Source organism: Streptomyces sp. NPDC059679 (assembly GCF_042734105.1).
In the GTDB taxonomy this organism is placed as follows: Bacteria; Actinomycetota; Actinomycetes; order Streptomycetales; family Streptomycetaceae; genus Streptomyces.
The window spans coordinates 61607-74497 of sequence record NZ_JBHWES010000061.1 but is presented as its reverse complement, the minus strand read 5'-3'; the positions used below and the strand labels follow the sequence as shown (position 1 = coordinate 74497).

Genomic DNA, 12891 nt, shown 5'->3' with positions numbered 1-12891 from the left:
CCCGTATATCTCCCCGGGCGCGCGGCACCCCACGTAACTGCCCCGGGGCGCCGGGCTGCCGCGCCCGCGCACCCGGGGGGGGCGGGGCCTGGGCCTTCAGTGCCGTGCCCCGGCCGCCGACAGGTAGGGGAAGACGTCGCCCGGCACCCCCGTGGCCGAGCTCGCGTCCAGCCCCAGCTTGACGGGCGCGCCGAGCACCAGTTCGAACATCACCTCCGGTACGCAGTCGGTCAGCCCGCGCCCGTTGCGCCGGTCGACCGCGAACACCGCGTCGCTGCCCACCTCGTAGCGCAGCACGTCGGGGAGGAACAGGTCCCGAACGCGGGCGGCGTGCGCCGCGGCGTCGGGCACCGCGCCCACGGCCGCCGCGGCCGGCTCGGTGGCCCGCAGGATCTCGGCCCCGTAGCGGCGCTGGTCCTCGGCGGGCTCGGTGGCGTTGAAGTCGATGTGCTGCTCGGCGTCTTCGAGGTCGAAGAGCGTGTTGAGCAGCGGGTTCGCACAGCGGTTGATCTGCCGCCAGCCGCCCGCGTCGGTGGCCAGCACGGTGGAGCCCCAGAAACCGATGGCCGCTCCGGCGCCGCCGAGGGCTTCGTCCGGCACCTCCAGGACGATCGCCTGGACGTCGGTGCCCGCGAAGAGATTGGTGGCGCCGGCCGGGTCGAAGTCCGCCAGATCGGGCGCCGTGCCCTGCGCGATGCCGGTCTTCACGGCCGTGACCACCGTGCCCTCGATCCAGAACGGATCCCCTGCCGCGCCCGCCCACGCACGCAGTCCGTCGGGCGTCCGCGCGGGCTCGCCGGTGGTGCCGGTGAGCAGCACGGGGCCGTCGGCGAAACGGTCGCGGGCGGCGGGGCCGTCGAGGCGGCGCAGCTCCCAGCGCTGGCTGCCGTCGGCGGCCGGGGGCTGGAAGGTGAAGCGGTAGGTGATGTCCTCGACGGCGTCGCCGTCCGTGTCCACCTTGATCTCGTAGCGGCTCTCGTCGTCGTGGAAGCCGCCGCCACCCGAGAGCGGGTTGACGTTGACGACGAAGACGGTGCCGGTGGTGCCGCGGAACAGGTAGGTGTCGCTGATGTCGAGCCGCGGGTCCTGGCGGGCGAGCTCGGAGTCGTGGTGATGGCTCATCAGCGGTCCTGTTCTGTGCGTGGGGCTCGGCCGCCGCGTTCGGGTGCCCGGAGGGCCGTGCCGAGGCGGTCGCCGTACGTAAGGGGGGGGCATGCGTACGGCCCTCAGGGAGGGTGTGAGGTCGGCGCCGGCACGGTCCCCCGGGGCTTGCCCAGGACATTAGGCGGGGGTGGCGGGCGCGGCGAGGAACACTGTGCACAGTGGTGGCGTGCGGCGGTTGCGCTTCGAACGGTGATCTGACGCCGAGGTGTGGTGGCGGTCAGAGCGAGCCCGACGCCCGCAGCGCCAGCCACAGCTCGTACTTCGCGCTCGGCGCGCGCAGCAGCGAGCGCCCCAGCACCTCTTCTGCCCTGGCCAGCCGCTTGCGCGCGCCGGGCAGCGAGATGCCGAGGGCGGTGGCCGCCGCGGGCAGCCGGGCGTCGGCGCGCAGCCAGGCGCGTACGGTCTCGGGGACGGCCGCGGGCCCGGCCTCGTCGAGGGGGCCGAACTGCGCACGGGCCCACAACTCGGCCGCGGGGGAGGACAGCAGGGCGTCGAGCGCGGCGGGGGCCGGGGCGAGGGCGGGGGCCGCGGGGGTTGCGGGCGTTTCGGCGGGCGTTTCTGCCGGCGTTTCGGCGGTGCTGGGCGGCGCGCTGTGCAGCCGCAGCGCGAGCCAGGCCGCGGACTGGCCCGCCAGGCTGTGGCCGATGTCCAGGCCGAGCAGATCGCTGATGAGGCGGATGCGCGCGGCGAGCGTATTGCGGTGGATCTTGAGATGGCGGTTGGCGGCGCCGCCGAAGCTGAGCCATGAGCCGAGCGTGCCCAGCAACTCCTGCGGCCCCGGGTCGGCGCGGCGTGGCGGTACGTACCGCAGGCAGGGCCCCAGCAACTCCCGCGCCCACAGCCGCCCCTCGGGGCTCGCGAGAGCCGTGGTGTCGGTGTGTCTGCCGAAACCGGCGTACCGCTGGGGCGCGCCACGGGCCACGGCGAGGGCGTGGATCGCCTGCTCGTAGCCGACCGCGGTGTCCCGCAGCGGGTGTTCGGCGCTCGTGCCGATCCGGCACTCGGGGACCCGCTGGACCATCAGCCGGGCGAGCCCGTCCGCCCGCTTCGGTTCTCCCTGAGACTCCGGCGGTACGAGCGCGATGAGGTGGTTGGAGCGTACGGGGCAGGGCACGATCCACGCCCGGCCCCGGGCCACTTGATCGATCCGGGCCGCGATCTCGCGCCGTCGGCGGACCGGACACTCGATCACGTATACCCGGGCGAGGGCGGGCAGGGCCGGGCCCAGCGCCCCGGCGATCCGCTGCGCGGCGGGCACACCGCCGACCATGAGGAGGTGCAGCACCGCCTCGCGGCTGTGCGCCTCGGCGGACTCCACGCGCCGACGGGCCCGTTCCGCCTCCTCCAGCCGCCAGCACAGCGCGAGGGTGCGGGCGGCGTCGGCGAGCAGCACCCCGCAGCGCGGGTCATCGGGCCCGACGACGGTGAGGTACGGCGGCTCGTCCCCGCCCGCGGCGTCGGCGTGGCCGAGCCGGGCCAGGTGTACGGCGTGGCCACCCTCGCCGCCGAGCACCGCGGAGGGTGTGCCGCGGCGGCGCGGTCCGACGGTGGCAGAGGCGGCGGTGGCGGCGGTGGCCAGGGTCTCCGGGCCCGGGTCCGGCTCCGGTGTGGCGAGGACCGTGCCCGTGGGGCCGATCAGCGCGGCGAGGCCGCCGGTGCGGCGGGTGAGCCAGGCGAGGATGGCGTGTACGGACTCCGGTTCCGCGGCGAGGCGGGCCAGAGCGAGCACGTCGTCGGCGCGGTCGGCCCGCGCTTCCGATGACGCTGGTCCCATGGGGCAAAACTGTAGTGCTGCGGCTTTCGGGTGGCGACGGTGGCGACGGTGATGTCGGCTAGGGTCGGCCAAGTGACCGCCGTCATAGCCGCGATGCTCACCGCCGTCGTCGGCGTTCTGGGCACGCTCTTCGCCCCCTTGCTGCAGCAGCGCATCACCGCCCGGCAGCGCGCCGAAGAGGCGCGGGCCGAGGACCGGCGGCGCCGTCTCGAGGACCGCCGGACCGCCTACATCGCCATGAACCGCGCCTCCCGCCAGTTCCACACCCTCCTCAAGGACGCCCTGCACCGGATCAGGGACGGCGTCTACACGGAGGAGGACCGCACCGGGCTCGAGGAGGCCCGGCGCGAGTACCGGGACTGCTACGCCCAGGCGCAGATGATCGTCCCCGAGCGGGTCCTGGCGGCGTCCCGCGACCTCAACACCGTGCTCGCCGGGATCGACGCCATGGCCAAGCGGATCGACCGCGGCCTGCCGCGCGAGGGGGAGACCGCCGCGGCGGCGCTGATCGAGCTCAAGGAGGCCGAACCGAGGCTGTCGGCGATGCGCCGGGTGATGCGCGAGGACCTGGGCATCACGGACTGACGGGCGCCGCCCGCCGCCCGCCGTAGCCCCTCGTCCCGGCGCCCCTCACCCCGTCGCCGCACGTCACCCCCGCGCCGCCACCCGCGGCTCGCCGCGGAAGACCTGCGCCATGTGCCAGTCGATGTGCTCCCCGGCGATCGGCGCGCTGCCCGCCCGCGGCCCGAGCACCGGCCGCCCGCCCAGCCGCAGCACATACGCCTGGGCGGCCTCGCTGCGGCCGGTGAACTGCCGCGACACCAGGATCCGTCGCTTCCCGTCGAGGCCCAGCACGCCCTTGTCGAAGAGCTTGTGGTGGAGGGAGCACAGACACAGCCCGTTGGAGAGGTCGTCAGGTCCCGCGAAGGCCCACCACCGCACATGCGCGGCCTCCAGGCCCACCGGCACAGGACTCCCCATCCCGCTGCCCGGCCCGTCGATCGCCCCGTCGTAGCCGCAGAACGCGCAGCGGCGTTCGTACGCCGTCAGCACCCGCTCCCGCATCTCGGCGGCCCCGTGGCGGATCCGGCGGGTGCCGCGCGCTCCGTCGTCGCCGGTCAGGTCGAGCCCGACGGCGTCGGCGAGGTCGGGGTGCAGGGAGGGCGCGAAGTGCTGGTCGAGGAGGAGCCCAGCGAGGCGGCCGAGCAGGGTGGGGTCGGCGGTGAGCGCGTCCCGCAGGCCGGGGGCGAGCCGCCCGGCCGCCCCGCTGGCGCGCAGCGCGCCCAGCGCCGTGCCCGGGCTGCCGTCGCCCGCGTCGGTCCGTACCTCCCACACCCCGTCGTTCACCAGGTGGTGGAACGGATACGCGGCGCTGGTGGGGCGCCTGGGCCCGTACTCCGCCAACAGCCGTTTCAGATCCGCCTCGACCTCGGTGAACCGCAGCGCGTCGCCCGCGTCCCGCTGGAACCGGCCCAGCGCGTACAGCATGAGCAGCGGCTTGTGCGGCGCCCGCTCCCCGTTCTGCGACCACTGCCGCAGCGTGCGCACACGCTCGGCCCAGTCCGTCCGTTCGATCCCCTCCATGCCGCCACGGTAGCGGGGGAGTTGGGGTGGCATGCTGGACCATGTGGCGGGGCCGCGTATCGACGGGTCCGGGTACGACAGAACGGACAGAACGGGGAGAGGCGCATCGTGGACGCTCTGCTGGTGGCCAATCAGCTCGCGCCGTACGTCACGGCGGCGGTCGGCGCGTACGGGACGGCCGCGTTGACCCGCGCGGCGGACGCGGGCGCCGATGCGACCGTCTCGCTGGGGCAGCGGATCCTCCAGCGGTTGCGGGGCCGGGAGGAGAGCCGCGAGGGCATCGACGAAGCGGTCCAGGACCTGGCCGCCGCGCCCGAGGACGAGGACTTCCAGGCGGCGCTGCGGGCGCAGATCAAGCGGGCGCTGCTCGCCGACGCCGAACTCACCGCCGAACTGGCCCGCTTGCTTCCGGCCGGAGGTACGTCCTTCACCGCCTCCGGGCAGGGCGCCGTCGCCGTCCAGCACAACTCCGGCATCATCAGCACCGGAAGCGACGCGACGATCCAGCGATGACGCGGCAGCCGTTCACGCCCGGGGAGGCGTCGGGGGACCGGGCCGTGGCCGTGGGCCACAACCAGGGCATCGTCAGCACCGGGGACGGGGCCGTCATCGACAACCGCACGGTGCGACTGCCCGCCGAGGCGGTCAGGGGTCCGGCGGAGGTGGCGGCGCCACCCGGGCTGAACAATCTGCCGGCGCCGCGCAGCGGGGTGTTCGTCGGCCGCGAGGAGGACCTGGCGCGCCTCGACGCGGCCACCGGCGCCGAAGCCGATCCCGGTGCGGCTCCCAGTGCGGCCGTCCCGGTCGTCGTGCACGGGCTCGGCGGCATGGGCAAGAGCACCCTCGCGCTGCACTACGCCCACCGCCACCGCGACCGGTACAACCCCATCTGGTGGATCCCCGCCGACTCGGCCGACACCATCGGCCTCGGCCTCGCCGCCCTCGCCGCGCATCTGAACCCGTACGCCGACCTCACCGCCGCCTCCGGCGCCGAGGCCGCGGCCTGGGCCACCACCTGGCTGCAGGCCCACGACGGATGGCTGCTGGTCTTCGACGACGCCGCCGCGCCAGGCGATCTCGCACCGCTGCTCGGCTCCCTCACCACCGGGCGGCACCTCATCACCAGCCGCCGCGCCACCGGTTGGCACCACCTCGCCCGGCCCGTGGCACTCGACACCCTCACCCCCGACGCCGCACTGGACCTGCTCATGCGCATCACCAACTCGACCGACGACGGCGCCGCCCCCGAACTCGCGGAGCTGGCCGCCGAACTCGGCCACCTCCCGCTCGCCCTGGAGCAGGCCGCCGCCTATATCCAGCACACCGCGCTGACCCCCGCCGCCTACCTGGCGCGGCTGCGCCGCCACCCGGCCCGGATGTTCGCCACGTCAGCCGACGCCACATCGGCCGATGCCGCCGCCTCCGCCGGAGCGGACGCCGCCCAGCAGCGCACCATCGCCCGTATCTGGCAGCTCACCCTGGACGCCATCGCCGCCCGGGACCCGCTCGCCGTCGAGATTCTGCGCACGGCCGCCTGGTTCGGCCCCGACGATGTGCCGCGCGACCTGGCCGAGGCGCTGGACGACGATCCGATCGCCGTCGACGAGGCGCTGGCGCTGCTCCATGCGTACAGCATGATCACCCTCACCCCGCGCACCTTCGCCGTCCACCGGCTCGTCCAGGCCGTCGCCCGTACGCCCGACCCGGCCGATCCGCACCGCGGCGCCGACGCGATCGCCGGGGCCCGCCGCCGCGCCGCGGAGCTGCTGGCCGCGGCCCTGCCCGAGGACCCGCTGTTCAACGTGGCGGGGTGGCCGCGCTGGCGGGAGCTGCTGCCGCATATCGAGGCATACGCCGCGCTGACCGAACCGACCGCGCCCGACCAGGACGGCGAGGCGGTCGACCGCGTGCTGTTCGAGGCGTCGGCCTTCGTCCTCGGGGAGGGCCGTACGGACCGGGCCGTCGCCTTCGCCGAGCGCTCCGTCGCGGCCTCCGAGCGGCTGCGCGGCCCCGACCACCCGCGCACATTGAGCTCCCGCAGCTATCTCGCGAGCGCCTGCCGTTCGGCGGGCGACCTGGACCGCGCGACGCCGCTGCACGAGCGCAACCTGGCCGACTGCGAGCGAGTCCTGGGCCCCGACCACCCGGACACCCTCGCCTCCCGTTCCAACCTGGCCCATCTGTACGCGCTGACCGGCGATCTGGACCGGGCGGCCCCGCTCCACGAGCGCAACCTCGCCGACTACGAACGCACCCTGGGCGCCGACCACCCGCACACCCTGGCCTCGCGCGCCAACCTGGCCACCGTCCACCGCTCGGCCGGCGATCTGGACCGCGCCCTGCCGCTGCTGAAACGCAACCTCGCCGACCACGAGCGGATCCTCGGCCCGGACCACCCCGAAACCCTCACCGCCCGCTCCAACCTCGCCTACGCGTACGAGCTGTCGGGCGACCTGGACCGCGCGACGCCGCTGCACGAGCGCGTGCTGGCCGACCGCGAGCGGGTCCTCGGCGCCGCACATCCGCACACCGAGCTCGCCCGGGACCTGCTCACCAGGGCCCGCGCCGCGCGCCCTTGATCCTCTTCTCCGGTCCGCCCGCGCCGCCTACATTGGCCGGATGACCAACGACTTGGTGGGTAATGAGACGTCGCCACGCCGTCGCATCGGTGTGATGTTCGACCGGGACGGCAAGCCGGAGGAACTGTCCGCGTTCGCGCGGGCAGTGGAGGAGTACGGAGCGGACGACCTGTGGGTCGTCGAGGACCTGGGCTGGGCCGGGGCGGTCAGCTCGGCGACGCTCGCGCTGGCGGCCACCGAGCGGCTGCGCGTCGGCATCGGGATCGCCCCGGCCCCGCTGCGCAGCCCGGCGCTGCTCGCCATGGAACTGGCCACGGTGGCCCGGGTGTTCCCTGGCCGGTTCATCGCGGGCGTCGGGCACGGCGTGCCGGAGTGGATGGCCCAGGTCGGCGCCGCGTCCCCGACCCCGCTGGCGCTGCTCGAGGAGACGATCACGGTGGTGCGCACCCTGCTGCGCGGCGAGACGGCCACCCTTGACGGCCGGGCCGTGCACATCGACGGCGTGACCCTGGTCCACCCGCCCGCCGAGCCCCCGCCGGTCGTCTCGGGTGTCGTACGCCCCCGCTCCCTGGAGCTGTCCGGCCGGGCCGCCGACGGCACGGTCATGGCCGAGGGCCAGGGGCCGGGCGCGATCGCCGCCGCGCTCGGCCATATCGCGAAGGGGCGCGCCACCGCCGGGGCCACCCACCCGCATGAGCTGGTCATCTTCACCCATCTGTGCGTGGCCGACGACCCCGGGCGGGTGGCGACGGACACCGCGCCCGTACGCGACGAGTACTCCGAATGGCTCGGTGTTCCGCGCGAGGAGGTGTTCCTCGCGGCGGGCGACGCCGCCACCGCCGCCGAGCGGGTGCGGGCCCTGTGGGAGGCGGGCGCGGAGACGGTCGTACTGCGTCCGGTGGGCGACGATCCGCTGGCCCAGGTGCGCGCGGCGCTGGGGGCGTTGGAGCTCTGACGGCCGGTCTCCGATGGCGGCGATCCTGGCACCGACTTAGCGTAAATGTAACAAATAGGGCATGCGGGGCGTGTCGCCCCCGTGTCCCTTCCTCGTCTATGCCGTCGTATGGAGGATCCATGTCGGTGATGACTGGCGCCCAACCCATGCAGCAGATGCAGCCCCAGATGGGCCAGCAGCAGATCGCCCAGGTCGTGCAGCAGACGATCCAGCAGGCCTGTCAGCAGGCGAGTCAGCAGATCGCACAGCGTATGCAGCACACCGTCCAGCAGCTCCAGCAGATCAACCAGCAGGGCCTGGGACAGCAGGCGCACCCGTACCTGGCCATGGCGCTGCACTACTCGCTGCACAACGGGGTCCGGCAGTCGGTGGAGCAGGCCGTACAGCAGGCGCTGCCGGTCGCCATCGCGACCCTGATCCAGCAGCAGGGTCAGCAGGGCATGGGCCAACAGGGCTTCGGCCAGCAGGGTCAGCAGGGCTTCGGCCAGCAGGGCTTCGGCCAGCCGGGCCTGGGCATGCAGCAGTTCGGCCAGCAGCCGTTCCAGCAGTACCAGCAGCCGTTCGGTATCGGCTGACACCTGGGTTGACGCGGTGCGGTGTGCCCGGAGGAACGGTTCCCGAGCACACCGCATCACCGTGGGAGCGCGGCCCCCGGTCGCCGGAGCACACCGGAGCACAAGCGTAAGGACGACGTTGGCGTGGTGAAGGTGGACGTGATGCTCAAGAACAGGCCCGAGAACGACAGCGACGGCGCGGGCGCGGGCGGGCCCGGACGCGCGGGCGCCGGCCGGGAGGAGGGGCAGCGCAAGAAGAACACGCGGCGCCCCCTCGCGGTGCGCCCGCGCCGCGAGCGGTATCTGGTGGCCCCGTTGCCCCAGCATCTGCTCCCACCCGGGGTGGCCGCGCTCGACATGGACGCGGTGTGCGAGCGGCTGGGCCGGATGCCGGAGGTCGTCCTGGTCCGCCGGCTCCGGCCCGCGGCGAAGACGAAGCCGGACTCGGCGGGGCCGCCCGCCTGCTGCCCGGAGATCGCGGTGGTCGAGGCGGCCGAGGACCAGGTGCCGTCGCTGCGGTCGGCACACGTCCATGTGGAGCCGGACCTGCCGCTGACCGGAGCGGGCGCGGGCGCGGCCACCGGGCGGGTGGCGGGGCTGATGCCGCTGGCCGACCCGGGTCTGATCGCCCCGCTGGACACGCCCGTGGAGATCTCGCTGCGGGTCTGCGGCCCGGACGAGGAGCCGCTGGCCGGGGCCGGGGTGTTCCTGATCGGGGCGTCCTGGCCGGTCCAGGGCGTCACGCGCGCCGACGGGACGGCGACGCTGGTGCTGGCCACCGATACGGCGGAGTCCGTCCAGGCCCTGTACGTCCGCCCCGTCGGCGGCTACGTGGACCGCTGGATCCACCACCCGGACCTCTCGGACACCCAGGAGAACCTGGTCACCCTCACCCCGCTGGCCAAGGTGTACCCGGGGCTCGAGGAGCGGCAGCAGTACGGCTGGGGCCAGCAGGCCATGCGCCTCGACCGGCTGCCGCCCACGTTCCGCGGCTTCGGCGTGAAGGTCGCGGTCATCGGCTCCGGCGTCGCCGCCGACCACCCCGATCTGAAGGACCGGGTGCGCTCCGGGGCGGATCTGGTCGGCGGTACGGAACAGGGCTGGGCGCACGACGCCATCGGCACCGGCACCCACGCGGCGGGCGTGATCGCCGCGGCTGATACGGGCCCCGGAGTCATCGGCATCGCCGTCGACGCCCGTATCGAGGCATGCCGGGTGCTGCCCGGCGGCCGGTTCAGCGATCTGATCGCCGCGCTCGACCACTGCATCGACGCCGAGGTCGACATCGCCCATATCGCGGTGGCCACCCCGTACTCCTCGGAACTGGTCTCCCGTAAACTCGCCGACGCCCACGCCGCGGGCGTCGCCTGCTTCGCCCCGGCGGGCGACTCCGGCGGGCCGGTCGCCTTCCCGGGGTCGCTGCCCACCGTGTTCACCGTCGGCGCGCTGGGCGCCTTCGGCTCGTATCCGCCCGACACCTCCCAGGCCACCCACGCGGGCCCGCCGCTGACCCCGGAGGGCCTGTTCACCGCGCGGTTCAGCGCGTACGGCCCCGAGGTCGACGCGGTCGCGCCGGGTGTGGCGGTCCTGTCCTGCTCGCCGCACGGCGGCTACGCGGCGCTGGACGGCACCGGACCGGCCTCGGCCCATGTCGCCGGTCTCGCCGCCCTCGTCCTCGCCCACCACGAGGACTTCCGCGGTCAGCTGCCGCCCCGCGGACCCGGCCGCGTCCAGCGCCTGTTCGAGCTCATCGCCGCCGGCTGCCGCCCGCTGGCCGTCCCCGGCTCCTGGGAAGCGGCCCGCACCGGCCGGGGCCTGCCCGACGCCCTCGTCGCCCTGGGCCTGGCCCCGGGCGTACAACTCGCCCCCATGGCCGCGTCCTTCGCGCCGCCCATGGCGGGCTACGGCGTCTCCCCGCAGTGATGGCGCGGGGCCGTGCCCGGCTGTCGGCACGGCCCCGGCGGAGCGCCACCGTCCGCGCTGGCGTGGCGGGCGGTGCCAGCAGATCGGGGGATCGGGGGGGGATCGGGATGGACGCTCGGGACATGGTGGCCCTGGGGCGTACGGGGCTGTCGGTGAGCCGCCTCGGTCTGGGGCTGGCCTCCATCGGCGGCCTCTTCGCCCCCGTACCCGCACAGCAGGCCGCCGCCACCGTCGAGCGCGCCTGGGAGCTGGGCATACGGCTCTACGACACCGCGCCCGTCTACGGGTACGGGCGTTCGGAGACGTACGCCGGAGCCGCGCTGGGGCCCCGCCCGCGCGGGCAGTACGTCCTGTGTACGAAGGTGGGCCGGCTGATCGAGCCCGGTGGGCCGGACACCCAGCCCATCTGGGCCGACCCTCCGCCGGGCGTCGGGCCACGCCTGGACTACAGCTATCCGGCGGTCATGCGCTCGATGGCGGAGAGCCTGGACCGGCTCGGCCTCGACCGGGTCGACGTACTCCATGTCCACGACCCCGACCAGGACTTCCCGACCGCCGTCACACACGCCTACCGCGCGCTGGCCGAACTGCGCCGCGACGGCGTCATCGGCGCGGTCTCGCTCGGGGTCAACCACGCCGACGTCGCGGCCCGCTTTCTGCGGGAGGCCCCGTCGCCGGGGCCCGACTGCGTACTGCTCGCCGGGCGGTACACCCTGCTCGACCACTCCGGGCTGGCCGAACTGCTGCCGCTGTGCGCCGAACGCGGCGTCGCCGTCATGGCCGCCGGGGTCTACCAGTCAGGTCTGCTGGCCGATCCCCGCCCCGGCGCACCGCACGGCTATCGTCGCGTCCCCCGCGAACTGGGCGCGCGGGTGCGGGCGATCCGGGCCGTATGCGAGCGGCACGCGGTGCCGCCCCTGGCCGCCGCGCTCCAGTTCCCGCTGGGACACCCGGCGGTGGTGACCGTCGTGGTCGGCGCCCGCGCGCCCCACGAGATCGCCGAGAGCGCCGGCCTCCTCGCGCACCCGGTTCCACCCGCCTTCTGGGCCGAGCTCAAGGCCCTGGGACTGCTGCCCGAGGAGGCGCCGACGCCCTGACGGCCAAGGGGGACAACCCGTCAGCGGTCCCAGATCTTGCGGTACGCCTGGCGGTACCCCTCCGAGTCCCAGGACAGCGCGCCACCGCTGTTGGCGGCGGTGGTGATGTGGACGGGTGCGACGTATCCGCTGGCCGGCTCCCCGGCGAAGGCCCGGTTGAACTCGTCGACGATCTGCCAGCCCTGCTCGGACAGCGGCTCGGGCACGGTCGCGGTCTGGAACTGCTTGCCGTTGACGCGCTCGAAGGCCGACGGGTCGCCGTCACCGGCACCGATGTTGTACGGGGCGCCGTCGCCGTCCTTCCCCGCGGCGCGCAAAGCGGGGGCGGCGTGGCGGAAGTACAGGTCGTTGATGGCGACCGAGTAGGTCCACTTGTCCCCGAAGCGCTTGAGCAGGGAGGAGACCTCGTTGATGGAGCGGCTGTTGGCCTCGGGGATGGGGATGTTCTTGTAGTCCAGCAGCTTGACGTCGGAGCAGGTGGCCAGCTCCTTCTTGATCAGCTCGGACTTGTTCCTGGGGAAGTCGGACGTGGTGTCGGTGAATATGACCACGCCCGCGCGGCCGTTGGACCGGGCGATGATCCAGTCGGCGCTGATCTTCGCGACATCCTCGACCCTGGACGTCACATTGCTGAAGAGCTTCGGATCCTTGCTGGGGCCGGGGGCGGTGGTGGCGTGCCAGCCGATCACCGGGATGCCGGCCGCGTCGGCCTGCTGGATCTCCTTGGGGATGATCTCGGGGCCGAAGCCGCTGATGACGATGCCGTCCGGCTTGCTGTCGACGGCCTCCTTGAAGGCGGCCTTGACGCCGGCGGTGGTGCCCTTGCCGTTGAGGATCCGGGCGCGCCAGCCGACGACCTTGGCGGCCTCCCCGACGCCTTGGGCGACTCCGGCGGGGCCGGGGTTGGCCAGGGTGTGCGCGATATAGACGATGGTCTTGCCGCGCACGGCCTTGGGCCCGCTGGTGGGGCCGGTCCAGGGCGCGTCCACGTCCTCGGCCTTCTCGACGGCCCGCTTGGCCTTGGTGAGCACGGTGGGACAGCCGGGCCTGGCGGAGCCCGAACCGGACACGTCGGCGTCGGAATCCGCGTCGCAGCCGGCGGCGGTGGCCACGGCCAGGAGCGCGGCGGCGGTCGCGACCGCCTTGCGGGTGGGGTGCACGGGTCTCCTCGCGGGGCAAGAAGGGGCTACGACTTCGGGGCGGTGGGAGGTGGCGGAAAAACAGGGTACGGGTGGGTGGGGGAAGGCAGCGTACGGGTGGG

11 protein-coding genes are annotated in these 12891 nt (G+C 74.3%); 7 read left to right on the top strand and 4 right to left on the bottom strand.

The features are described 5' to 3' along the window. Positions 1-96: 96 nt before the first annotated feature. The gene (locus ACFV2X_RS42525) at positions 97-1122 is read right to left on the bottom strand and encodes a DUF4331 family protein (protein WP_385626746.1); all 1026 of its coding nucleotides are present in this window, start codon (positions 1120-1122) and stop codon (positions 97-99) included. Between the two features lie 259 nt (positions 1123-1381). Further along, a complete protein-coding gene (locus ACFV2X_RS42520) occupies positions 1382-2938 on the bottom strand; it encodes a helix-turn-helix domain-containing protein (RefSeq protein ID WP_385626744.1) in 1557 nt (518 codons plus the stop codon). A 72-nt stretch (positions 2939-3010) separates the two neighbouring features. Between ACFV2X_RS42520 and ACFV2X_RS42515 the strand changes: the two genes are divergently transcribed. Further along, entirely contained in the window at positions 3011-3523 is a 513-nt protein-coding gene (locus tag ACFV2X_RS42515) for a hypothetical protein (protein WP_385626742.1), read from the top strand. 63 nt (positions 3524-3586) lie between these two features. Here the strand turns inward: ACFV2X_RS42515 and ACFV2X_RS42510 are convergent, their stop codons facing one another. After that, the gene (locus tag ACFV2X_RS42510; protein ID WP_385626740.1) at positions 3587-4522 is read right to left on the bottom strand and encodes a phosphorothioated DNA-binding restriction endonuclease; all 936 of its coding nucleotides are present in this window, start codon (positions 4520-4522) and stop codon (positions 3587-3589) included. A 108-nt stretch (positions 4523-4630) separates the two neighbouring features. Here ACFV2X_RS42510 and ACFV2X_RS42505 point away from each other — a divergent pair, with 108 nt between their 5' ends. From ACFV2X_RS42505 to ACFV2X_RS42480, 6 genes are all read left to right on the top strand, one after another. After that, a complete protein-coding gene (locus tag ACFV2X_RS42505) occupies positions 4631-5035 on the top strand; it encodes a hypothetical protein (RefSeq protein ID WP_385626738.1) in 405 nt (134 codons plus the stop codon). Beyond that, a complete protein-coding gene (locus tag ACFV2X_RS42500) occupies positions 5032-7101 on the top strand; it encodes a tetratricopeptide repeat protein (protein ID WP_385626736.1) in 2070 nt (689 codons plus the stop codon). Before ACFV2X_RS42505 ends, ACFV2X_RS42500 begins: the two co-directional genes overlap by 4 nt. Positions 7102-7141: 40 nt before the next feature. Continuing rightward, positions 7142-8056: an LLM class flavin-dependent oxidoreductase gene (locus ACFV2X_RS42495; RefSeq protein ID WP_385626734.1), complete on the top strand. Its 915-nt coding sequence runs from the start codon at positions 7142-7144 to the stop codon at positions 8054-8056. Between the two features lie 119 nt (positions 8057-8175). Further along, positions 8176-8631, top strand: a complete 456-nt coding sequence (locus ACFV2X_RS42490) for a hypothetical protein (RefSeq protein ID WP_385626732.1) — start codon at positions 8176-8178, stop codon at positions 8629-8631. 141 nt (positions 8632-8772) lie between these two features. Further along, on the top strand, positions 8773-10533 hold the full coding sequence (locus ACFV2X_RS42485) for a S8 family serine peptidase (protein WP_385626730.1): 1761 nt from the start codon (positions 8773-8775) through the stop codon (positions 10531-10533). 107 nt (positions 10534-10640) lie between these two features. After that, positions 10641-11630, top strand: coding sequence for an aldo/keto reductase (locus ACFV2X_RS42480; protein WP_385626728.1), 990 nt, complete (start codon positions 10641-10643; stop codon positions 11628-11630). 20 nt (positions 11631-11650) lie between these two features. Here the strand turns inward: ACFV2X_RS42480 and ACFV2X_RS42475 are convergent, their stop codons facing one another. After that, positions 11651-12790 carry a substrate-binding domain-containing protein gene (locus ACFV2X_RS42475; RefSeq protein WP_385626726.1) on the bottom strand — a complete coding sequence of 380 codons (1140 nt, stop codon included), beginning with the start codon at positions 12788-12790 and terminating at the stop codon, positions 11651-11653. Between the last annotated feature and the right edge of the window lie 101 nt (positions 12791-12891).